At 64.0% G+C, this 23,278-nt stretch carries 18 protein-coding genes; 4 read left to right on the top strand and 14 right to left on the bottom strand.

All coding sequences use genetic code 11. The features are described from left to right. Positions 1 to 27: 27 nt before the first annotated feature. Positions 28 to 384: a DUF4280 domain-containing protein gene (locus PSV05_RS07120; RefSeq protein ID WP_300065384.1), complete on the bottom strand. Its 357-nt coding sequence runs from the start codon at positions 382 to 384 to the stop codon at positions 28 to 30. Positions 385 to 427: 43 nt separating this feature from the next. Continuing rightward, the gene (locus PSV05_RS07115) at positions 428 to 988 is read right to left on the bottom strand and encodes an OmpA family protein (protein WP_300063597.1); all 561 of its coding nucleotides are present in this window, start codon (positions 986 to 988) and stop codon (positions 428 to 430) included. A 268-nt stretch (positions 989 to 1,256) separates the two neighbouring features. Between PSV05_RS07115 and PSV05_RS07110 the strand changes: the two genes are divergently transcribed. After that, positions 1,257 to 2,036 carry a hypothetical protein gene (locus PSV05_RS07110; RefSeq protein WP_300063595.1) on the top strand — a complete coding sequence of 260 codons (780 nt, stop codon included), beginning with the start codon at positions 1,257 to 1,259 and terminating at the stop codon, positions 2,034 to 2,036. Positions 2,037 to 2,065: 29 nt separating this feature from the next. Beyond that, positions 2,066 to 2,221 (top strand): hypothetical protein, encoded by a 156-nt coding sequence (locus PSV05_RS07105; RefSeq protein WP_300063592.1) that lies wholly within the window; start codon positions 2,066 to 2,068, stop codon positions 2,219 to 2,221. A 29-nt stretch (positions 2,222 to 2,250) separates the two neighbouring features. On the opposite strand, the gene PSV05_RS07100 is transcribed toward PSV05_RS07105, so the two are convergent. The 12 genes from PSV05_RS07100 to PSV05_RS07045 form a co-directional block, all read right to left on the bottom strand. Next, the gene (locus PSV05_RS07100) at positions 2,251 to 6,684 is read right to left on the bottom strand and encodes an MBG domain-containing protein (RefSeq protein WP_300063590.1); all 4,434 of its coding nucleotides are present in this window, start codon (positions 6,682 to 6,684) and stop codon (positions 2,251 to 2,253) included. A gap of 10 nt (positions 6,685 to 6,694) precedes the next feature. Further along, positions 6,695 to 8,494 carry a ShlB/FhaC/HecB family hemolysin secretion/activation protein gene (locus PSV05_RS07095; protein WP_300063587.1) on the bottom strand — a complete coding sequence of 600 codons (1,800 nt, stop codon included), beginning with the start codon at positions 8,492 to 8,494 and terminating at the stop codon, positions 6,695 to 6,697. Next, positions 8,491 to 10,554: a CHAT domain-containing protein gene (locus PSV05_RS07090; RefSeq protein WP_300063584.1), complete on the bottom strand. Its 2,064-nt coding sequence runs from the start codon at positions 10,552 to 10,554 to the stop codon at positions 8,491 to 8,493. Before PSV05_RS07090 ends, PSV05_RS07095 begins: the two co-directional genes overlap by 4 nt. Positions 10,555 to 10,976: 422 nt before the next feature. Continuing rightward, positions 10,977 to 12,239, bottom strand: a complete 1,263-nt coding sequence (locus PSV05_RS07085) for a glutamate-5-semialdehyde dehydrogenase (RefSeq protein ID WP_300063581.1) — start codon at positions 12,237 to 12,239, stop codon at positions 10,977 to 10,979. Further along, entirely contained in the window at positions 12,236 to 13,387 is a 1,152-nt protein-coding gene (proB, locus tag PSV05_RS07080; RefSeq protein ID WP_300063578.1) for a glutamate 5-kinase, read from the bottom strand. The genes PSV05_RS07085 and proB overlap by 4 nt, the downstream gene beginning before the upstream one ends. Before the next feature lie 3 nt (positions 13,388 to 13,390). Beyond that, positions 13,391 to 14,716 (bottom strand): argininosuccinate lyase, encoded by a 1,326-nt coding sequence (argH, locus tag PSV05_RS07075; protein ID WP_300063575.1) that lies wholly within the window; start codon positions 14,714 to 14,716, stop codon positions 13,391 to 13,393. Beyond that, complete coding sequence (argC, locus tag PSV05_RS07070) at positions 14,713 to 15,696, bottom strand: N-acetyl-gamma-glutamyl-phosphate reductase (RefSeq protein ID WP_300063572.1); 984 nt, start codon at positions 15,694 to 15,696, stop codon at positions 14,713 to 14,715. The genes argH and argC overlap by 4 nt, the downstream gene beginning before the upstream one ends. Continuing rightward, entirely contained in the window at positions 15,689 to 17,059 is a 1,371-nt protein-coding gene (locus PSV05_RS07065; protein ID WP_300065382.1) for an acetylglutamate kinase, read from the bottom strand. Before PSV05_RS07065 ends, argC begins: the two co-directional genes overlap by 8 nt. A gap of 8 nt (positions 17,060 to 17,067) precedes the next feature. Next, positions 17,068 to 18,186, bottom strand: a complete 1,119-nt coding sequence (locus PSV05_RS07060; RefSeq protein ID WP_300063569.1) for an acetylornithine deacetylase — start codon at positions 18,184 to 18,186, stop codon at positions 17,068 to 17,070. Then, positions 18,179 to 19,423 carry an argininosuccinate synthase gene (locus tag PSV05_RS07055; protein ID WP_300063566.1) on the bottom strand — a complete coding sequence of 415 codons (1,245 nt, stop codon included), beginning with the start codon at positions 19,421 to 19,423 and terminating at the stop codon, positions 18,179 to 18,181. The genes PSV05_RS07060 and PSV05_RS07055 overlap by 8 nt, the downstream gene beginning before the upstream one ends. Positions 19,424 to 19,550: 127 nt before the next feature. Then, positions 19,551 to 20,570, bottom strand: a complete 1,020-nt coding sequence (locus PSV05_RS07050; RefSeq protein ID WP_300063563.1) for an N-acetylornithine carbamoyltransferase — start codon at positions 20,568 to 20,570, stop codon at positions 19,551 to 19,553. Between the two features lie 290 nt (positions 20,571 to 20,860). Next, positions 20,861 to 21,331, bottom strand: coding sequence for a hypothetical protein (locus tag PSV05_RS07045; protein ID WP_300063560.1), 471 nt, complete (start codon positions 21,329 to 21,331; stop codon positions 20,861 to 20,863). A 139-nt stretch (positions 21,332 to 21,470) separates the two neighbouring features. Between PSV05_RS07045 and cysS the strand changes: the two genes are divergently transcribed. Further along, positions 21,471 to 22,838: a cysteine--tRNA ligase gene (gene cysS, locus PSV05_RS07040; RefSeq protein ID WP_300065380.1), complete on the top strand. Its 1,368-nt coding sequence runs from the start codon at positions 21,471 to 21,473 to the stop codon at positions 22,836 to 22,838. After that, positions 22,835 to 23,278: a SufE family protein gene (locus PSV05_RS07035; RefSeq protein ID WP_300065378.1), complete on the top strand. Its 444-nt coding sequence runs from the start codon at positions 22,835 to 22,837 to the stop codon at positions 23,276 to 23,278. The genes cysS and PSV05_RS07035 overlap by 4 nt, the downstream gene beginning before the upstream one ends.

The raw sequence follows: 23,278 nt of genomic DNA, 5'->3' as shown, positions 1-23,278 counted from the left end.
TTTTCATGTCGTGCGAAAACAGCCAGTTCACGGAATCATTTCAGTGGCCTGGCCCGGATTCGCCACGGAGATCACCCCAGCCCATGTGCACATGCATTTGCTGGTGTTGTCCAGCGCCGGCATGTTGGCGATCAATACGGTGGGTGCTCCAGGTACCCATGGGGCCGGGGTCACCGGCACGCATGGCATGGGCGTCAGCACCCCCAATGCCGTTGCCGTTGCCGCTGCAACTGCCGGATTCGTTGGCGTAGTGCACATACCGAACGGCATGATGTTGACCATCGGTATGTGATCCATGATGTTCGCGGCCGGCATGTTGCTGGACAAGGTCCGGTTGACCGGCAGTACAACGAGCACCGATGGCGCTACGCCAAAACTGCACATCAGTTGTGCGCCATTGACGACCTGGATCGGCACGACAGCTTGCTCAGCCGCCGGTTGCCTGGATCTCGACCCGGCGGTTTTCTGCGGCGTTCGGGTCACTGCTGTTCAGCAGATCGCTTTCGCCCTTGCCCATCGCCTTCAGTCGTGAAGCCGCCACGCCGTTGCTCATCAGGTAGTTGCGCACGGCCGCGGCACGGCGATCAGACAACGCCTTGTTGTAGATGGCAGAGCCCTTGGCATCGGTATGCCCGATCACGGTGAACTTGCGAGCTTCCAACTGCGGCGAGGCCAGTGCCTTGGCCAGGGTGGCCATGGTGCGCTCGGAACTGCCGGAAATAGCGGCCGAGTTGTATTCAAAATTGATCTGCATGTTGATTGATGCCGGCTTGGCCACCGGCGCCGGTGCCGGCGCGGTCGACATCGAGGCAGCACCCGGGCGCAGTGCGCGGGTCTGGCCCGGGGCTGCTGCAGGCGTGTCTGTCTTCAGGCTGTTGATGATGGAATCCACCGAAGGCGGATCCTGTGCGTCCTGTGCATACGCGCCACCGCAGGCGGCCAGCAGTGCAAGCACCAGCGCCGGGCTTAGAAGCTTGGTCGTATTCATGGTTAGTCCTCGGTCATGTAAATCAGGCCATGTCGGCCGGGAAGCCTTCCGCGCATGCCCCGCACATACCATGGGCATGCCATTGCGGCGGGCAGACGCGCGAATCCTTGTATTGCAGTCTGCACTGCGACAGGCGCGATTTCGATACCACGTTCGGCCTAGCCGGAGCCCATATCGGGCCGTAGCCTCCTGATCCGGATATCGCCGATGGGATATCGCAGTGATTATCCCCTGCGAATACGCTGAATAGGCTAATCCCGGAGCATGAATGGATGCGATGCAGCCGCCGTTGTTGGCATCGGGCATCGCCGTCGGTGGCGGGCTATCGGGTGCGGCTGTATCGGCATTCCTGCATCGCCAGCGATTGCAACGTGAAACAAACCGGCTCGCGGTCCTGCTGGAATCGGCGACATCGGTCCCATCCACCCGTTCGCCCCAGCTGGCGGCATTGCTGGCCGGCGCATGGCAACGCATCGAGGTACTCATTTCGCAAGGCGACGACAGCGCTGCGCAACGCCGGCAGATGGCGGCGGACATGGTCCGGCTGATGCACCAGAGCGACGGTGCGATGCGTGCCAAGGATCGCTTCCTGGCATCCGCCAACCACGATCTGCGGCAGCCGCTGCAGGTGATGGACCTGGCTCTTGAGCAACTGCGGCGCGAGGCCCTGGACGGCCTGCTGCTGTTGTCGCAACTCGATGCCGGAACCCTGCAAGCACATGCCATGGCCTGCGACCTGCAACCACTGTTCGCCGAACTGCTGGACGCGCAAGCACAAGCCGCGCGTCAAGCCGGGGTCGAATTGCATTGCCAGGCCGGCGCGCATGCCGTGTTCACCGATGCCGGCATGCTGGGCGGCCTGCTTGGGCGCCTGCTCGACAATGCGCTCAAGGCCGCGCCGCACGGCGGGCGGGTATTGCTTGCGGCGCGGGTCGCGGCGATTGCATCCGCATCGAGATCCGCGACAACGGCATCGCCATCGCCCCAATCCACCAACCGCGGGTGTTCGACGAAGAAACGCCAGACGACCCTGCCTGGCAACTCCTGAGTGCAGCCAAGGCCCGGCAAGCACGGGCCGTGCGCATCATGCTGTACGCGATCCCGAGTCCCGCGCTGCTGGAGGCCACGTCACGCCATGGGGCACAAGCGCTGCTGCGACCCGCCCTGCCATCGAAATTGCGCGCCCTGCTCTCGCAACGCCCTACGCCGCTGACCCTGTGCGGCACCGACTGAAGCGGCACCACGCATACAGGCTCCACTCCCTAGAAGTTACCGCAACCGCTGTTGCGCTCGGTATCGAAACAATTGGTCAGGTTCGGGCGAGAGCGTACCTTCGACCATTCGTTGGAGAGTTCATCCCCTGTCGAGGCCAGTTTCTGGTCATCAATGGACGCATTCAGCGCGCATACCGGTGCCCCCCCGAAGTTGCGGTCATACACATAGGTGTTAATGGCCTCATGGACCTGTTCGAACGGAATACCTGACAACTGTGGCAATGGGATGATCTGCAGTGCGGTCGCGTTGCCGGGCGCCTGGCTGAACACATAGTTCTTCGCGCTGGTGCCACCGTTGATCGGATAAAACCCGATCTGCGCGAAGTAGCCCGCCGGCGAAGACCATATATTGCCCGTGCCGAACACGCTCCCCACGCTATCGCCATTGCGAAAGCCGGTGACCGTGCCCGTGAAGTTCGGGTTTGGCGAACCGAGGTAGCGCACGGCCGGATCGGCAGTAAAAAACAGCATCGCAGGGGTGATGCCCAGGGTGCCGGGCATCAACTGGATACGGTACCCCGCCGCCGACGTGAACGCTCCGGTGATCGCATAGTTGCCGACATCGCTGCCGATTGTTGCGCTGGTACTGGCCGTGCCGCTGGCCACGTTGGCCGCCGTATCGCCAAGGATCGCGCCGGTTACAGTGAAGGTGAACACCGGGTTCGGCAATCCATATTCGCGACTGAAGTTGTCGAAGGTAATCATCGCCGTTGGCTGCTGGACATAGATGAAATGGTTGTCCGTGGTCGGCACGGTCACGCCGCAGCTGCCCTGGAACGCGCAGCCGTAGAGGTTGGGCAAGTTGCCGCTGCCAGCCAGGCCACCACGGGTTTCACCAACCCAGGTATCGGCCCACACCCGCCAATCACCAGAAGCGATCAGGCTGGCACCACCCAGGTTCTGCAGGCGGCCTGCGGTGACCAGGTCGATGTTGGCGCCGCTCACGTTCGAGTTCAGGGTCATGTCACCTGCGAGGTTGCGCACGACCACATCGCCACCGGCATTGATGCCATTTGCGCCGAGGCTGGCGAGTCCACCCGTCGAGGCGTCGAAGCCGATTGCCGAGACATTGCCGATCGCCAGCGCATCGACGTCCTGGAATTGGAACGCGCCGCCAGCGGAACCCGCCAGCGTGGTTGCAGCCACGTTGTTCTGTGCGTTCGCCAGCAACACGTCGCCACCCGCATTCGCCAGCAGGCTGTGCGCGGTGATGGCACCGGCGCTGGTCTGGGTGATCGAGCCACCGCTGGACAGCGCCAGCGTCCCGTTGCCCACGGCCAATGCGGCCTGGATGTCGATGCCACCGGAACCGCCGTTGTTTTGCAAAGTCAGGTTGCCGTTGCGCGAGATCGCACCCAGCACGTGGATCGCACCGGCTTGCAGGCTGCTGCCGATCACGAGTAGCGGCGCATCGATCATGGCCAGTTCGCCAGCCGATAGTGCGAAGCCGCCAGTGCCACCGCCAAGCGCGATAATGTCATTGACCCGCTCGGTGAGCCCACCATTGGCATCCACCCCGCCCGGCCGCAGGCTCACTCCGGTGCCACTGTGAACCGCACCCAGGATGTTGATCGCATCCGTGCTGCCATCGTTGCCGGCGCGCAGCATGATCAGGCTATTGCCGGCATCGACCGTGGAGCCGACCCCGAGGCTGAGGCCGGTACCGCTGCCGCCTTCACCGCTTAGGTCGATGCCTCCGCCGTTGGTGGTGATGCTGACCCCACTGCCGATCAGCAGACCACTGGAGCTGACGCTGAGACCACGCCCACGCAGGTCGATGTGACCGCTTGCGGTGGTGAACTGACCACTATCGATCGACAGACCCATGTCGTTGCCGATCCCGACCAGCGTGATCGCGCCGGATGTGGTGGTGATGCCCGAACCGTTGGCAAATTGAATGCCGCGGCCCAGCGGCGACGAGCCACTGCCACTGCTGTGGCCGCGCAGGACCACGCCACCGCCAGCACTGCCGATATCGACGCCTGACAGGCTGATGCCGTTGGCATAGCCTGTCGCGAAGCCGGCCGCCTGGTTGGACTGGCCGTACATCGCAATCAGGCCGCCATTGCTGGACAGGGATGCCTTGCTGAAGTCGATGTAGCCGCCGTTGTCATTGCCACCAGCCGAATCTGCGTTGAACAACATCTCCAGCGCGCCGCCGCCGCTGCCGATCGAGAACCCTGCACCGTAGATCGCACCCGTTGCATTGACATGCAGGAACAATGGCGAGGAGTACGCCGCGAGGATTTGCGCGCCGTTGAATTGCACATCGCCGGCATTCGCCTGCAACACGATATTGGTGCCAGTTGCGAAGGCGTTGTTGAGGTCGCCGTCCTGGATATCCGTCGTGGTCGCCGGGACTGGCCCGGTACCCACGGTGCCCTGAGTCGAGCCGTTGAGCACGGCCATCTGCGGGGCGGCAATCGTCCAAGTGCCGACCACGCCTGCAAGGGTGCCGGCATCGATGCCAATGCCGTTGAGGTCGATGCCACCACCACTGCCCGTGTAAATCGAGCCACCACCATCCACGCCGTGGGCGCTCAGGTCGCCATATACCACCAGGCTGTTGCCGGCATACAGATGGATCGAGCCGCCATTGCCACTGCTGCCGGTGTCTGCGGACAGACTGCTGCTTTCGCCAAGCACGAAGTTGTTGCGGGCAAACAGGTCGATCGAACCGCCGCCGGTCTCGCCCTGCACATTGATCGAATTACTGCTGCTCACCAGGTAGATGTTGTCGGCCGTGACGCTAACTGTGCCGCCATGGCCGGTGCTGCCATAGGCGATTGCGGAGTTGAAATCGACGCCAGCGCCAGTGAGGGAAATATTGCCACCATCGATGCCGCCACTGGCATCCAGCGTGCCGAGTCCTCTGAAAATTCCCTGTGCGTTGAACGAGATACTGCCGCCATTTCCATTCAGGCCGGACGCATTGGCATAGCCATACAGGTCGATGTTTCCGCTCGCCGTTCCCACGATGCTGCCGCCATTGGCGAATCCATGGGCATCCAGGTTCGTGGCATGGATATCCCCAGCGGAGGTGATCAGGCCGATCTGCCCGCCGTTGCCGGCGTCGGCGCTGGCATCGATGTAGCCATAGTTCTGGTTGATGCCATCCCGGGCACCGATACGGATCCGACCGCCGTTGCCGCTTACCTTGCCTCCCGACGCGAAGATATCGCCGTACAGGTTGGCATTGCCTCCAGTGGCGAGCAGGTCGATGTTGCCACCATTGCCACTCGAAATTGCGCGCGCATCGATGCGCGTCAACTCCAACGCGGCGATGCTGCCCGTCGTGGTAATGGTGATGTTGCCACCGCCTGAATAGCCTGTGGCATCGATGCTGCTGCCGACAGAAGCTGGATAGGTCGGTGCCAGCGGAGTGGGATCGTCGTTGACCAGCAAAACATTATTGCCCGAGATCAGGACGGATCCACCCGTCTGGCCGGCGCCGCTTCCCGACACGTCGATGCTGCCGTACGTGAATGGAGAACTTGCATCCGAGAAAGTGCCCGGCGCGCCCACCATGACCAGACCACCCGCCGAGGTGAGTTCAATCCTGCCGTTGACATTTGCAATTGACTGCGCGCGCAGGCTGCCACTTGCGAAGATCGCGCCACCGGTGCCACCTGCAGTCGCCGCTGTGCGCAGCAAAATCTTGCCGCCATCGGCAGTCATGGTGCCATTGCGATCCTGGATGATCGCGGAATCTATAGTGGGCGGAACGTTGATCGTGACCTGGGTCAGGCCGTCTCCGAAGTAGTCCAAGGTTACCGAGTCGCCCGCACCGAAGGCAATATTGCCGCCGTTGGCGGTAATAGCCCCACTGTTCCAGAGCGTGTTGCCCACGAAACTTAAGCCGCCGGCACCCGCAGTAATATCACCATCGTTGCGGACCTGGTGGTCCGTACCGATATAACCGTTGAAGCCGCTGAAGACGTATTTTCCAGTCGTCAGGCCATTGTTGAAATCGGCGTCGCTCAACCACAAGGTCGACGCCACCAATCCACCCACATTGACCTGCGCATTGTTGCCGAAGGTGATCCCGGCCGGATTGATGATGAACACATTGCCGTTGGAGCTCAGCGTGCCGTTGATGCTGGATGGGCTTGGCCCGTAGCCGGAGCCGATGACGCGGTTCAAGATCACGCTGCTGGCACCGAACTGCTGGTCGAACGTCACCCCATAGCCGACGCCGATGTTGAAGCTGCCCCAGTCGATGATCGCGCCCTTGGTGGTCTGGGTGATCGTCATCTGGTTGCCCACCTGAGGGCCTACCGACGCCGTCCCCGATACCACGTTCCCGTTTTGTGGCAAGTTCTGCGCCATTGCCATTGGCGCCGCCAATGCGGTGACCAGGGCCAGTGCCAGACGACGGCGACGTAGTGTGCGGATTGGCTTGCTGCTGTGCTTGGTGCGCATCGGTATGCTCCTAGAACGCTTTCTGGATCGACCAGAACAAACGGGGATTGCGGCCGCCACCATCGGTCAGGGCCGGACCGGTGTCGCGCCACGCCAGGGTCAGGCTTACCGTCACCTTGCCCGGCTTGCTCCAGTTCAGGCCCAACCCGTAACCACGCAGGCTGCGGGACGTCACCGTGTCGAACGGCCGCGGATCATGGAAGAAGTCGCCATGGGCGGCATCAAAGAACCCGAACAGCGTGGCTTCCGGACTCGCCGCATAGCGCAGTTCCGCCGTGGCCAGCCAGCCGTCATCGGCCAGCACTTCGCCAGTGGCATACGCGCGTACCGCCTTCGGTCCGCCCAGCGACAGCTTTTCGTAGGCATCCAGATTCTTGCTGGCACGTTGCAGGCCCGTGCCCAGGAACAGGCTGACCTTCGGCGCCAGATATTGCAGCCGCGCCAGTTGCATCGTGACCTTGGTGAAGCCGCCCTGGGTGCCGTAGCCGAACGGCGGCGCATCGAAGGCCGCGCTCAGCGCGTCCTTGATGTCCAGGTTGCCGCGGTACAACAACCCATTGGCGCTGGTATAGCCGCCGCCCAGCCACTTGTCGCGATTCTCAAGCGAGAACCCCAGGCCGATCCCGCGGATCCGCTTGCGGGTCTCGAAGCCCACCGCCTCGAAGCGGTCGGTCAGATCCTTGTTGTCCAGCGTGCCGCGCACGAACAGGTTGGTCGCGCGCTGGCGGATGATCGGATAACTGAACGACAGGTCGGCCACGGTGCCGGTGCCGGTCGGCTTGAGCGGCGCGAACGGCCCGCCCAGTTGGTACTGCACCCGCGCCAACCCGCCGCCGATGCGCAGGCCGCGATAGCCCACCGGGGTCTCATAGGAGATCCGCCCGAACGCGGTATGCGCGCCTTGCGCCACCATCAGCCGCAGGTCCAGGTTGTCGCCACGGCCGAACGGGCTGGCCCAGCGCATGCTGCCAGTGATGCGGTGCCGTCCCGAGTCGCGGGTGCCGTAATCGTCCAGCTCCAGGCCGTACTGCATGCGGTCGCGCTTGCTCACCTTCACCGTCAGATCGGTGGTGCCCGATGTCGCACCGTTGGAGATCGCCGACTGCGGCTTGATCCCCGGCAGGTCCGACAGCAGCAGCATCGCCCGTTCGTACTGGCGTCCATTGAGCGGCTTGCCCGGCTCCAGGATTGCCAAGGTCTTGGCGATGCGCTCGCGCTGCACCGGCGTGCCTTCGGCCACATCAATACTCACCGCGCCCAGCACGCCTTCGCTGACCGTGATCCTGACGTGCCCGTCAACGACTTCCTGCACCGGCACGAAGGCCTGCACCAGGCCGAAGCCGTGTTGCTGGTAGACCGCCACCACCCGCTTGGCCAGTTGTTCCAGGTCGGCGAAGGTCACATTGCTGCCGATCTTGTCGGCCACCGCGGCCTGCAGCTCGCTGTCCGGCACGCCGCTGGCGCCATCGAAGGCCACGCCCTTCAGCACGAAGCTGGCCTGCGCCGCCATCTTCGGCTCCGGCAACGCTTGCGCCTGTTGCGGTTGCACACCGGCCGGGGTCGCGTCTTGCGGCGCGGCCGTGGCGGGCGCGCCGTTCGCGGCGTCGGCAGGCGTGCTGTCCGTGGCGTTGGCCATGCCGGCACAGGCCAGCAGGACAGACATCGCCAGCAGGTTCATCGTCTGCGGCACGCGCCGTGTCGTTTGCATATCCATCGTGGTGGCCCTGTCGCATTCCAGGTGGGTGACGGTCTTGGTCATGCGCACGGCACACGTGTCGCCTGTTGCCTTGCCTACGGTGCCCGCGCTCACTTCACGATCCTCAGGCGCCAGTTGCCAATCAGGTTGAACGGGGCCCAATAGAAGGGGTGCGCCGTGGCCGGATCCTTCATCACCGCCAGCTGCGCAGCACGCATCGCGTCCTGCACCTGATCGCCCTTGGCAAGATCCGTGTACAGGGTCGTCATCAGCTTCTCGGTGGCCGCATCGGATACCGGCCACAGCGAGACCAGCATGGTGGAGGTGCCCGCCGACAGGAACGAGCGGGTAAAGCCCAGCACCTCGTCGCCGTCCTCCACCCGGCCCAGCCCCGACTCGCAGGCCGACAGCGCGATCATCGCCACGTTGTGCAGGTCCATGCCCAGCACGTCCTTGGCTTCCAGGTAGTTCGGCTCGCCGTTCTCGTCGGCCAGCAGCACCTTGCTGTGCAGCGGGTCCAGTGGGTCGGCCATCGCGTGTGCAGCGACGTGGACCAAGTGCGACTGCGGTGCATTGGTGCGGAAGTTGGTCAGGTTGGCCTGCGCATTGAAGAACAGCTTGGCACCCGGGAACTGCTGCGCCAGCTCGTGCACCTCGCGCTCGGCGCCGGGCAGCGGGTCGGCCACCTCCGGGTTGATCGTCGGGTTGCCGAACGCCAGCAGCTGCGCGGTGGTGGTCGGCGTGCGCTGCGCCAGCTTTGCTGCAATGCTGATCGAGGGCGCAATGGAGATCGGGTTGCGCTGGATCAGGTACTGGCCATCCAGCCGCAGCGCCTGGAACGGCAGGTAGTGCAGCGGACCGTGCGGGACAATGATGATCCGCTTGCCTGCTGGAATACCCAGTGGCGCCAGCAGCAGCTGGCCGATCTGGTCGCCGATGTTTGATGCGTTCGGGTTGAGCCGGATCAGGGTGTCGCGATACGCATCCACCAGCCGCGCCAGGTCCTTGCGCGGCAGAGCGGTGCTGAACTTCACCTCACGCACGCCCTCATTGGACAAGACCCAGGCCACCAGCCGGTCCGGCAAGTCGTGGTAGGCCACCACCACTTCATCGGGCTTGAGCATCTGCTCCAGGGTGGTGGCATCCATCGCCGCGGCGGTGTCGTTGTCGACATCGGCGCGCCCGGCTACTGCATCCAGCAACGCACGGGCGCGGCTGCGCTCGCTGATGTCGAACGCCTGCGCCGACTGGCCGAGCTTGCTGTGCATGTTGATTGCACGCTCGAACACGCTCTGCAGGTCCGAGAACAGGCCCATCTTGAACTCGTCGCTGCGGAACTTCGAGCGCGCCTTGTCGAACACGCCCAGCGCCTGGTCCAGCGCCTGCGCGGCCTGCGCGTCGTTGCCCAATGCGGCCTCGCTCTTGGAGATGCCATCCAGCGCCCAGGCGCGGTAGAAGCCTTCATCGCCCGACACCGGCGCATCCGCCAGTTGCTGGTATAGCGTCAGTGCTTCGGCCGGCTTGTTCTCGGCCAGCAGCAACCGCCCGCGGGTGCGTTGCAATTGCGCCAATTCGGCGGGTTCTGACGGCGTGGCCAGCGCGTCCAGTGTCGTGCGGGCACGCGCAAGGTTGCCGGACAGGATCAGTGCATTGGCCAGGGAGGCATCCACCAGCGGCCGGAACCGCTCGGAGCTCTCCTGCTGCGCCTGCTCGTAGCTGGCGATGGCTTCGTCATAGCGGCCCTGGCGGGTGCGCACATCGCCCAGCGTCTTGCGCGCCGGGCCATCGACCTGGGTCGGGTCCACGCCCGGATACTTCAGCGCCAGGTTGGCGAACTGTTCGGCGCGCTCCAGCTGGCCGGCATAGCTGAACGCGATCGCCAAATCGCGATAGGCCTTGCCCAGCAGGTCGGTGTTGTTGGTCGCAAGCGCTACATGCAAGGCCTTGCTCGCCGCCTGCGCGCTCTCGCGGAACTCGCCCTTCTCCGCCAGCTCCACCGCCTGGCTGCAATAGGCATAGCCGTCCAGCTTGACTGCCTCGCGTGCATACAACGCCGCACCATCGGCCGCCAGCGACAACGCAGTGTCCGCATCCTCGATCCGCTGGATCGCCGACAGCGCACGACGCGCCTCGCTCTGGATGTCCGTCGCGGCCGCCGGTACAGGTGCGGCCACTGCTTGCTGGGCAGGTAGCTGCAGCGGCGCAGACGGGCCAGGCCCCCCTCGACCTGCAAACGGACCGCCTCCGTCAGGGGCGCAATTGGCCCAGGCAGCAGGGCTGGCCAGCGTCAACCAGCAAGCACCGAATACAGCCAGCAACGACCATGCGCGATGCCTCACGCATCGACTTGAATTTTTCATCGTCCGTCCCCCTCAACGTTCGATATCTCCCGATATCGACAGATCGATAGCCATTGGTAGGGTAGTGCCGTTGCTGTCCGACCGCCTATCGACCAAATGGCATAGGCAGTCCAACTCGCCACCCCTCATTTGTCCAAACGCAATCTGCCGGCAAACCGGCCTTGGCAGGATTGGCTGCCGTCTTTACATGGGTAGCAGCAAGCGCCAAACGGCCCGGTGGCACCGGTGCAGTCGCATCAGCCGGAGACGAAGTGCCGCACCTGGCCCTCGCCGCGAACCACGAAACGCTCGATGGTCAACGCTTCCACGCCCATCGGGCCGTAGGCATGCAGGCGGGTGGTGGAAATACCGATCTCCGCGCCCAGCCCGAGCTGGCCGCCGTCGTTGAAGCGCGACGACGCATTCACCATCACCGCGGAACTTCGCGTGCCGCGCACGAAGGCTTCGGCCGCAGCCGCATCTTCGGTGACGATCACCTCCGTATGGTCGGAGCCGAAGCGGGCGATATGTGCGAGTGCTTCCGGCAGGTCGTCGACCACGCGAACGGCCAGCACCAGGTCGAGGAATTCGGCGGCGTAGTCGTCATCAGTGGCGACTGCAATGGATGCATCGAAGGCGCGCGTCGCCGCGTCACCACGCACTTCCACGGCATGCGCCTGCAATGCAGCGATTGCGCGCGGCAGGAACATGGGCGCGATCTCGCGATGCACCAGCAAGGTTTCCAACGCATTGCACACACCCGGACGCGTGGTCTTGCCATCGACCAGCAAGCCAAGCGCCTTGTCGATGTCGGCGGCGCGATCCACGTAGAGGTGGCAGACGCCCTTGTAATGCTTGATCACCGGCACCCGCGCGTGCTCGGCAACGAAGCGGATCAGGCTTTCACCACCACGCGGGATGGCCAGGTCGATCAAATCAGACAGCTGCAGCAGTTCCAGCACGTGCTCACGGGCGGTGTCGGTCACCAGCGACACCGCCGCTTCCGGCAGGCCTGCGGCGCGCAGGGCTGCATGCAGGCAGGTCGCAATCGCCGCATTGCTGGCCGAAGCCTCGGATCCGCCACGCAACAGCACCGCGTTGCCTGCCTTCAGGCACAGTGCCGCTGCTTCCGCGGTCACGTTCGGGCGCGCCTCAAAGATCATCGCGACCAGGCCAAGCGGGATGCGTTGGCGCTCGACCACAAGACCATTCGGCCGCTGCTCGCTGCGGGTAACCACACCCAACGGGTCGACCTGTGCGGCGACTTCGCGCAACGCATCGGCCATGCCCTGCACGCGCTGCGGATCCAGCGCCAGCCGATCCAACGTGGCATTGCTGGCACCGTTCGCGGCTGCTGTGGCGACATCCCCGGCATTGGCGGCCAGGATCGCGGCCTGCCCGGCCAGCAACTGGTCTGCCATGCCTTCGATCAACGTACGCCGGGTCGCGGCATCGGACAAAGCAATCGCGACCTGTGCCTGGCGTGCCGCAAGCGCCAATTCGCGCACATAACCGCTCATGCCGTCTTCTCCGAAGATAGTTGTTCCGCGCTGTTCAACAGCACCAGATCGTCGCGATGGATCATTGCTTCGTCGTAGCGGAAGCCGAGCACGGTTTCGATGTCGCGGCTGTGGCGGCCCGCAATACGCAGACTTTCGCTCGCGTTGTACTGGGCCTGCCCGCGCGCCAGCAGTTCGCCATCGAAGGAATGCACGTCCACCACGTCACCACGACGAAAATCGCCGGTTACTGCATGCACGCCACCCGGCAGCAGCGACGCCCCGCGCAGCAGCGCCGTCCGCGCACCGGCATCGACCTGCAGCACGCCCGATGCCGGCGCATGCCGCAGCCATTGCTTGCGCGCACTGATCCGATTGCCGTGCGCGGCCACCAGGGTGCCGTGCAGGACGCCTTCGCCGAGCGCCATCACGACGGCTGCATCACGGCCGCAGAACAGGGCGGTCGCAATCCCGGCCGTGGCCGCTTTGGAAGCGGCTTCCAGCTTGGTGCGCATGCCGCCAGTACCGAGCCCCCCCGCAATGCCGGCGATCGCCAACAGCGCCGGCGTCACCGTGTCCACGCGTTCAATCGGGCGCGCATCGGGATCGTGCTGTGGATGGCCGCTGTACAGGCCACCGATGTCGGTGGCGATAAGCAGCAGGTCTGCTTCGATCAGGGACGCGACCGCTGCGGCCAGGTTGTCGTTGTCGCCCAGCTTGAGTTCGTCGACAGCGACGGTGTCGTTTTCATTGACGATGGGCAGTGCGCCCAACCGCAGCAATTCCTTCAATGCAGTGCGCGCATTGAGATAGCGGCGACGGTTGCGCAGGTCGTCATGGGTCAGCAGCACCTGCGCGACCGGCATATCGAAAAACGCCTGCCAGAAGCCCATCAACGAGGCTTGCCCGAGTGCAGCCAGCGCCTGCCGCTGCACGATGCCGTTGCCGGCGGCGCCGATGCGCCCGCGTCCCGCGGCCACCGCACCGGATGAGACCAGCACGACTTCGCGCCCTTGCGCGCGGGCGCTGGTGATGAAGCTTGCAAGCCCTTGCGCATGCACGGGGTCCAGCTCACCGCTACCAGCCAGCAGGCTGCTGCCGACTTTCAGCACCGCACGCTTCCAATTGGGCAATGGTTGCGGTGCGAAGTCGGCCCTGACGTCGATCATTGCTCAGGCCACCGTGCCTTTGTCCAACCGGTCCTTGTCCAACCCGTTCCAGCGCACTATCAATATGTCTAGCCGCAGGTCGGCGGCGGCACCGGGCGAGGTGCGCGCGGCCAGGCTGGCTTCCGGCGTGCGGCCTTGGCCCGCCGAGTCGGCGGACGCAGCTGCAGCCTTGTAGGCATCGCGGAACGGCACACCGGCAATGGCGGCTTCCACTGCCACGTCGGTGGCATACATGCCGGAATCGATTGCAGCACGCAGCCGGTCTTCGCGCCATTCCAGGTTGGCCAGCAGGTCCGGCAACAGTTCCAGCGCCGCCAGACCACGACCGAAACCGTGGAAAATCGCGCCCTTGCTGGCCTGCAGATCGCGGTGGTAACCCGACGGCAGCGACAGCAGTTGTTCGATCTCGGTGCGCGCGGCGGCCACGCTGGCGTGGGTGGCTCGCATCAGTTCGATGACGTCGGGATTGCGTTTGTTAGGCATGATCGAGCTGCCGGTGGTGTATTGCGCCGGCAACGCAACGAAACCGAATTCGGCGCTGTTGAACAGTGACAGGTCCCAGGCAAGACGACGCAGGTCCAGCGTCGCGCTGCCAAGCGACTCCAATGCCGCCAGCTCAAACTTGCCACGCGACAGTTGCGCGTAAATCGGGCTGACCTGCATGCGCGCGAAGCCGAGTGCTTGGGTCGTGTGCTCGCGGTCCAATTTGAGGTTAACGCCATAACCGGCTGCGGTGCCGAGCGGATTGGAATCGATCAGCCGCAGCGTGTCGTTTGCGCGCACCGCATCGTCGATGAACGCCTCGGCCCAACCCGCCCACCACATACCCGCCGACGACACCACGGCGCGCTGGATGTGCGTGTATCCGGGCAACGGCAGATGCTTTTCGGCTTCGGCGCGATCCAGCGCAACCCTGGCGATGTCGCGCGACAGTTGTGCCACGCGGTCGAGCTTTTCCTTCAGCCACAGTCGCGTCGCGACCAGCACCTGGTCGTTGCGGCTACGGCCTGTGTGGATCTTGCGACCGGCATCGCCTAGCCGCTCGGTAAGTCTTGCTTCGATGGCGGAATGCCCATCCTCGAAACGCTCATCGAGGATGAAACCGCCACTACTGAAGTCATCCGCAAGTATCGCCAGTTCGCGCTTCAAGCCATCCAGTTCATCGATGCTGAGGATGCCGATGCGTTGCAGCCCTTGCGCATGCGCAGTGCTGGCGATGATGTCGTGCAGGAAGAATTCGCGATCCAGCACCACGTCGTCGCCGGCCAGGAAGGCCTGGATGCGCGCATCGACTCGTACACCGGGTTTTTGCCACAGCAGGTCGCTCATGCGGCGGACTCCACGTGTTGTTGCTGCAACGGAATGCCGAGGAACTCGTCCAGTCCGAACGCGATATTGAGGTTCTGCAACGCCTGCGTGGCCGCACCCTTGAGCAGGTTGTCTTCGGTCGCCACCAGCACCAGCCGCTTGCCGTCGCCACTGAGGGTGAAGCCACCAATTTCGACATGCTGGCTGCCGGCAATCCGGCTGACCCAAGGGGCATCGTCCAGCACGCGCACCAGCGGTTCGTCTGCATAACGACCGTGGTAACGCGCCAGCACTTCGCCATGGTCGAACGCAATCGATAGATGCAAGTTGACGGTAAGCGAAATACCGCGGAAATGCGGCGCAACATGCGGCATGAACTCCACCGCATGGCCCAGCCGGTGACTGACTTCGCGCTCGTGGACATGTCCGGTGAGCGCGTACGGCATCAGGTTATCGCGCAGTTTGTCGGGGTCGTTCTTGTCCGATGGCGTCGTGCCAGCGCCGGAATAGCCGGATACGCCGAAGCACGCCACCGGCCCTTCCAGCACATTCAGCATCGGCGCAATCGCCAGTTGCATGGCGGTGGCATAACAGCCCGGATTGCTGATCCGGCGCTGGCCGGAGTAAGCCTTGCGGGTTAATTCCGGCAGGCCGTAGTACCAGGAGGGATCGAAGCGAAAATCGGCAGACAGATCAATAATGATCGGATCGGCTTCGGCCTCATCGAACGCACGCACGATCTCCGCCGCCTTGCCATTCGGCAATGCAAGCACCACGGCATCCGCGCCCAGCGCCGGAAGCACTTCGTGCGATGGCGCGCTGTAGCGAAGTTCGCCGTTGTAATCGGTGTTGTGGTCGGCCACGCGCTGGCCGTCCAGCCCGCGCGAGGACACATAGGCAAGGTCGAAGCGCGGATGCGCAGCAACGAGCCGGATCAGTTCGGCACCGACATATCCGCGGGCGCCGACGATACCAAGCCGGATTGGCGCGCTGTCAGCCATTGGCCTGCTCCTTCAATCGGTGGTCAAGCGATGCATGCTCCAGCAATGTCGCCGGGCGCGTGTCGCAATGGTGGACGCAACTTGCGATCTCGGCGAAGTCATTGATGCCGTACCAGAACACCTTCCACGTCGGCTGCTTGATGCTGCCCTCGCACTCGCTCCAGTAGAACGCATTGACCTGGTTGCCGCGGCGCGAACGCCAGAACAGACGCGGGTTCTCGTCACGCATCACCTGCCACACAGCACGTCCCAGGCCTTCGCCCTGCGCATCGTCGAGCACCGCGAACTTGTCGAGGTAGGTGCCGGCGTCTTCTGCGGTCAGGATCACCGCCGCGCGGTAGTTCTCGCTGACGTAGGCGCGTTGCAGCGTGGTGCGTTCGAAATAATCGGGGGCGAGCGTGCGGCCGAACGCGGATTCGATCAGGCCACGTAGTCGCACCAGGTCAAGCCCACCCCAGGAATCAACGCTCACCACGCGCTCGCCGCGACGCACCAGCGTGCCGGAACCCTTGTGGGTGAACAGCTCCTTGGCAAGTTCCGCGGGCTTGGTGATCGACACCGACGATGCCAGCGGCAGGCCGTCCAGCAGGTCCTTGATCTGCTCGATCTTGAGCCGCATGCCGCCGTCGATCCACGACTGCTGCATCAGATGTTCGTACTCGGTCGACAGGTTGATCGAATCGATCACCTTGCCCTGCTCGTCCAGCAATCCGCCGGTACCGGTCAGGAACACGATCTTGTAAGGCTGCAGCACCTGCACCAGTTCGTTCGCGGCGAAGTCTGCGTTGAGGTTGAGGATCTGCCCGCCAATCGTTTCGCCCAACGATGCGATCACCGGGATCGAACCGGCCTGCAGGCTGGCCTGGATCGGCGCCAGGTCCACCCGCTTCACTTCACCCACCAGGCCAAAGCGCTCGCGGTCGAGATAATCAGCTTCGAACACGCCCGAGACAATGCTGGTCGCGCGCGCATCGCTAGCCTGCAGGGCCTCGACCAGTTTGAGGTTCTGCGCATGGAACACGCGACGCACGATGGCCAGCGCTTCCGGCGAGGTCACCCGCAGGCCATCGATCGTCTGCTTCTCGATGCCGGCCGCGGACAGTTCCACATCGAGCTGGGGGCCGGCGCCGTGGATCACGATCGGCGTCAGTCCCACGTCCTGCAGGAACGCCAGCGATGACACCAGTGCATCAAGGTCATCGCGCAGCACCGCGCCACCGACCTTGACCACCGCGAAGCGGGCGGCATCAAGTTGCGAGAAGCGTTTCAGATACTGGCTGATTTCCTTGGCACTGCCCATGCTCGACAGCAATCGAACAATCGTCTGCCGGGTCTGCGGGTCATGCACGCTGTTCGGGTTCAACATCGGCGTCATGGCGCGGGGTTTCCAAGCATGTGGGTGATCGAGTCGGCATAGCGCCGCAGTTGTTCCAGCGCCACCCATTCGTCTGCGGTATGCGCCTGTGCAATTTCGCCGGGACCGTAGACAAGCGCGGTCAGGCCGGCCTGTGAGAACAATGAAGCTTCGGTCCAGAAATCCACCGCTTTGCCGATTGGCAGTCCCAGCGCATCAGCGAGGTCGCGCGCTTCCAGCCGACGGTCTTCTGCTGCCGCCACATCGCCAGATGGCAACGATGGGCCACGGAAGGTTTCCTGGTAGCGCTCCAGCGCACCGACGCGCGCGCAGCCGCCGAAACGCTCGTGCAAGCCGTCGATGTCCTGCGAGGGTAACGGCCGGAATCCAAACCGCACTTCCGCGCTTGGCGCGATCATGTTGGCCTTGATCCCGCCTTCGACCTTGCCGATGTTGAATCGCAAGCCAGTCAGACCACCGAAGCGCGACTTGGCCTCGGCTTCGACCAGCGCAAGCGCATTGCTGCCCCAATGCATGACCTGGTGCAAGGCATTTGCCTGCAACGCATTGGCGCTGGACGCATGCCCCACCTCACCCTTGAAGCGCAGCAGCACCGAGCTGATGCCGCGATGCGCCAGTACTGCCTCGCACATTGTCGGCTCGGCGACGATGGCCTCGGTGAAGCCATGATCGAGCGCAAGGGCATTGCTCTTCAGGAACGCTGCAATGCAACGCGGATCATTGGCTTCCTCGTCGCTGGAAAACAGGAATGCGGCATCACCGCTGGTCACGTTCGCTGCTGTGATCAAACCGGCGGCTGCGCCCTTGATGTCACAGGCGCCCAAGCCAATCGCCCGGTCGCCGCTCACGCGCAGAACGTGCGGATCGGCACTCCATGCCTCCGACGACGGCACCGTGTCCAGATGCACATTGAACAACCGCCGCGGCGTGCCGCGCACGGAGAATAGCGACACAGCGCCATCGCCATGATCGGTGACTTGGATACGGAAGCCGGGCAGATTCGCGCGGATGTAATCGAAGATCCCGCCGGTCCCGATCAGGCGCGGCGGGTTGCGGGTGTCGAACGCCACCAGCGCTTCGAGGTGGCGCAGCACGTCCGGCAGCAGGTCACTCATTGGTATTTCCGATGACCTGCTGGCCGTTTACCTGCGGGCCATTCACTTGAGCCCAAAGCGTGCTGCTCATGCCGAATAGCTTGATGAAGCCCTCGGCTTCCTCCACGCCCCAGTCCGCGGACTGTGCGTAGGTCGCGCCCTTGGAATTCAGGATGTGCGGTGAGCGCACGGCCACCGCATCGACCCGCCCGCCATTGGTGCGCAACACCACTTCGCCGTTGACCATGCGCTGCGATGAGGCCAGGAACGCTTCCAGGTCGGTCTTCAGCGGGTCATGGAAGAAGCCCTCGTAAACCAGCTCGACCCACTTGCGCGCGACATCCGGCTTGAAGCGGTTTTGTTGCTTGGTCAGCACCGCTTCCTCAAGCGCGCGATGCGCTACCAGCAGTGCGGTCAGGCCGGGCGCCTCGAACACGATCCGCCCCTTCAGGCCAATCGTGGTGTCGCCGGTGTACAGGCCACGACCGACGCCGTATTGCGCGAACATGATGTTGAGTTTGGCCAGCAGTTTGTCACCGGGCATAACCATGCCGTCCAGCGCCACCGCCTCGCCGCCGACGAAACGCAACGTCGCCTGCATCGCTTCGGTCGGCCATTGTTCGCGGCGTGCGCACCAGCCGCGTGCGCCATCGCCCGGCGCTTCCCAGCTGTCGATCTCGGCGCCGGACATGGTAAGGCCCAGCAGGTTCTCGTTGATCGTGTACTGCTTCTGCTTGCTGCGGATGCCGAAGCCCCGCGCCTCCAGGTAGGCCTGCTCGTACGCGCGGGTCTGGGTGTGCTCTTTCTGGATCTCTCGGATCGGCGCAATGATCTGGTAATCGCCGCTGGACTTGACGGCCAGGTCGAAGCGCACCTGGTCGTTGCCCATGCCGGTGCAGCCATGCGCGATGACCTTGGTGCCCAGGTCGTTTGCACGCGCCAGCGCCGCATCGACGATCAGGTAACGGTCGGACACCAGCAACGGGTACTGCCCCTGATAGCCCTCGCCGGCCCAGACGAACGGCTTGACGAACCCGTCCCAGATCGCAGGGCCGCCGTCAATGGTGATGTGCGAAGCAACGCCGAGTTCCGCGGCGCGCTGTTCGATGAAGGCACGCTCGTCGGCATCCACGCCGCCGGTATCGGCGAATACGGTATGCACGTTCCAGCCGGCTTCCTTCAGGTAGGGCACGCAGAAACTGGTGTCGAGGCCGCCGGAAAAGGCGAGGACGATATCTTGGTTGCTGGTGGTGGTCATGGGAGTCTCTGTGGCGACTTCCCTCCCCCGCTTGCAGGGGAGGACTGGGCTGGGGGCGATGGGATGCAAGCGTGCCCCCATCCCGGCCTTCCCCCGCGTGCGGGGGAAGGAGCAAAGCAAATGCAGGCTACTGCTGAATCAGCGCGGCCATGATCGCCTTCTGCACATGCAGGCGATTCTCGGCTTCGTCGATGGCAAGGCAGCGCGGCGAATCCATCACTGCGTCGGTCGCCTTGACGTTGCGGCGCAGCGGCAGGCAATGGCTGAACACGCCATCGTTGGTCAGCGCCATCTTGGCTTCGTCGACGATGAAATGCTGGTAATGATCGCGAATGGGCTTTTCCGGTGCCCAGTTACCGAAATAATGCAGCGCGCCCCAGCTCTTGGCGTACACCACGTCGGCGCCGGCGTAGGCGCTTTCGATGTCGTGGCTGACTGCCAGCGAGCCGCCGCTTTCGGCCACGTTCTGCGCCGCCCAGCCCATGTAGCGCTCGTCCAGGATGTAGGCCGGCGTCGGGCACAGCAAGGTCACGTCCATGCCCATGCGGGTAGCAATCGTCAGCGCGGAGTTGGCGACCGCAGTGTTGAGTGGCTTCGGGTGGTAGGTCCAGGTCAGCACGTATTTCTTGCCGCGCAAGTCGGTGGTGCCGAAGTGCTGTTGCAATGCCTGGATGTGCGCCAGTTCCTGGCAGGGATGGGTGATCGTCTCCATGTTGATGACGGGTACTGGCGAATATTTCGCGAAGCTGCGCAGCACCAGGTCCTCGCGATCACGCGACCAGTCGACGAACTTCGGGAACGCGCGCACGCCGATCAGGTCGACATAGCGACCCAGCACCTTGGCCACTTCGGCAATGTGCTCTTCGGTATCACCGTCCATCACCGTGCCGAGTTCGAACTCGATCGGCCATGCATCCTTGCCCGGCTGCAGCACGATGGCGTGGCCGCCGAGGTGGAACGCGCCCAACTCGAAGCTGGTGCGGGTGCGCATCGACGGGTTGAAGAACACCAGCGCAATCGATCGCCCTTTCAATTCGTCACCCAGTCGCAAACGCTTGAACATGGCCGCACGCGCCAGCAAGGCATCCAGGTCGTCCCTGCTCCAATCCTGCGTATTCAAGAAGTGCTTCATTGCAGCCTGTGTCATGAGTGATCCTGGTCCTTTGCCGCTCCTGCGCATCTTGCGCCTGCGACATTCGTGCATCCATGCACGTCAAAAACGAAAAAACCCAGCACGCTGGCTGGGTTCGGAAGTTTGCGACAACAGTGTTGCGCTCCGGCTACCCAGCGTGAGGTGAGGTTTCCGGTCGGCGCGCACGCGAGGTCATGCCCGATGCCATCCGGGCACTGTTTGCGTGGCGCGTATAGAGGTGCATGTTCATCAGGCGCGCATGCTCGCATGCTGTCCACACCCGCGCAAGCAGGTTCCGGGGGAACTCAGCGATCCTGGCTGGGCTGCGGGGTGATCGACACCCGCACGCGCAACCGGTTGCCGGGGTCGCGCGCCATCCGGGTGCGGAACTTGCTGCCCTTGTAGTCATAGTCCACGTCATAGGCGATCGGCCTGCGGAACTCGCGGACCACCGGCTGCATCCGGCAGTTCTCCACCCCGTCGTCATCGCCCCCGGACGATCCGACGCCCAGCCGCTGCTTGACCGCGCCGACCACGCGCGACAGGCCCGTGCCAGAGGACGGCTGCCTGGTCACGTCGCAGACCTGTTCCATCCGCGAAGTGCGCAATATCTGATAGACCGGATCCACGTCCAGCACCTGTGCATAGTCGTAGCGCACGTTCTCCTGCGGAATTACCATCTCGGGTGAGGCGTCCTGCGCATGCACGCACGGCACCACCAACAGCAGGACTGCGGCGGCAAGGATGGCCTGTAGAACCGGGGTGCGCGACGACATGGCGCAAGTCTAGCGATGCGTGGGCTACAGGGGATGAATCACCGCTGTCATGGCATTGTCCTGGCACGGGCGCGGCGCGGGGTTGGCATGGGTATGGGCATTGGCCCGTTACAATGCGCAACCACCTGCACCTGCCGCCATGAGCCTGCATCTCTACAACACCCTGACGCGGCGGATAGAGCCGTTCGCGCCGCTCGACCCCGCCTCCCCGACCATGTACCTGTGCGGGCCGACCGTCTACAACTACGTGCACATCGGCAACGCGCGCGGGCCGGTGGTGTTCGGCGTGCTGGCCGCGCTGCTGCGCCGCCGTTACGGCGGCCTGCGCTATGCGCGCAACATCACCGACGTCGACGACAAGATCAACGCGGCGGCCAAGGAACTCGGCTCGCCGATCACAACGATCACCGACAAGTACGCGGCGGCCTATCGCGAAGACATGGCTGCGCTCGGCGTCGCTCCACCGGATCTCGAGCCGGAAGCCACCGCGCACATCCCGCAGATCATCGCGATGATCGAGCGCTTGATCGCTTCCGGCCACGCCTATGCGGCCGAAGGCCATGTGCTGTTCTCGGTTGGCAGTTTTGATGGCTACGGCAAGCTCTCGCGCCGCGACCCGGACGAGATGCTGGCTGGCGCGCGGGTGGAGGTGGCGCCGTACAAGCGCAATGCCGGCGACTTCGTGCTGTGGAAGCCCTCGACCGATGACCTCCCCGGTTGGGACTCGCCCTGGGGCCGCGGGCGCCCGGGCTGGCACATCGAATGCTCGGCGATGGCCGAGGCGCACCTGGGCTCGACCATCGATATCCATGCCGGCGGCATCGACCTGCAGTTCCCGCACCACGAAAACGAAATTGCGCAGAGCGAATGCGCGCATGGCGGCGTGCCGTTCGCGCGCTGGTGGCTGCACAACGGCATGCTCAACTTCGGTGGCACCAAGATGAGCAAGTCACTGGGCAACATCGAAAAGGTCCACGACCTGGTGCTGGCGCACCCGCCGGAAGCATTGCGGCATGCCCTGCTCTCCGCGCATTACCGGCAGCCACTGGAATGGTCGGACACGCTGATCGAACAGAGCGTGCGTACCTTGGACCGGCTGTACGGCACCTTGCGCGACCTGGTCGATGTCGATGCGCATGCGGTGATCCCTGCCGGCATCGATACCGCGCTGGACGACGATCTCAACACTCCGCAGGCGATGGCCGAACTGGCCCGCATCGCCGGCGAAGCGCGCAAAGCCACCTCGGATGACGACAAACGGCGGCTGAAGTCGGAATTGCTGGGTGCAGGCCTGGCATTGGGTTTGTTGCAGCAGACGCCTGCGGAGTGGTTCGCACGCGGCGCTTCCGGCGATGACGATGCGCGCATCCATGGACTCGTCGACGAACGTGCTTCCGCCAAGCAGGCTCGCGACTTCGCTCGCGCCGATGCGATCCGCCAGCAACTGGCCGACGAAGGCATCCTGCTGGAGGACACGCCACAAGGCGTCAGGTGGAAGCGGACATGAGCGATTCGCCATTCCCCCTCGAACCCACTCCCGCCGACGCGCAACGCGTGATCGCCGAGGAGTTCGCGTTTTTCGGCGATTGGTCCGAGCGCTACCAGTACCTGATCGACCTCGGCCGCAAACTGCCGGAATTCCCGGATGCGTGGAAAACCGAGGAGCACCGCCTGCTCGGCTGCCAGTCGATGGTGTGGATCGTTCCCTCGGGTGACGCAAGCCGCTTGGATTTCGCAGCCGCAAGTGATTCAGTGATCGTCTCCGGCCTGGTCTTCCTCGCCCTGCGCGTGTACTCCGGGCGCAGCGCGAGTGAGATCGTTGCCACCGAGCCGGATTTCATTAGTGCGATTGGCCTCGCCAAGCACCTGTCACCAACCCGCAGCAACGGATTGACCGCGCTGCTGGCCCTTATTCAGGAGCAGGCACGAGGCGCGCTGGCCACATGA

The sequence above is a fragment of the Thermomonas sp. genome, from assembly GCF_029945965.1.
Lineage (GTDB): Bacteria > Pseudomonadota > Gammaproteobacteria > Xanthomonadales > Xanthomonadaceae > Thermomonas.
Note: the sequence above shows the minus strand (reverse complement) of the source record. Positions and strands in the feature narration are given on the sequence as shown.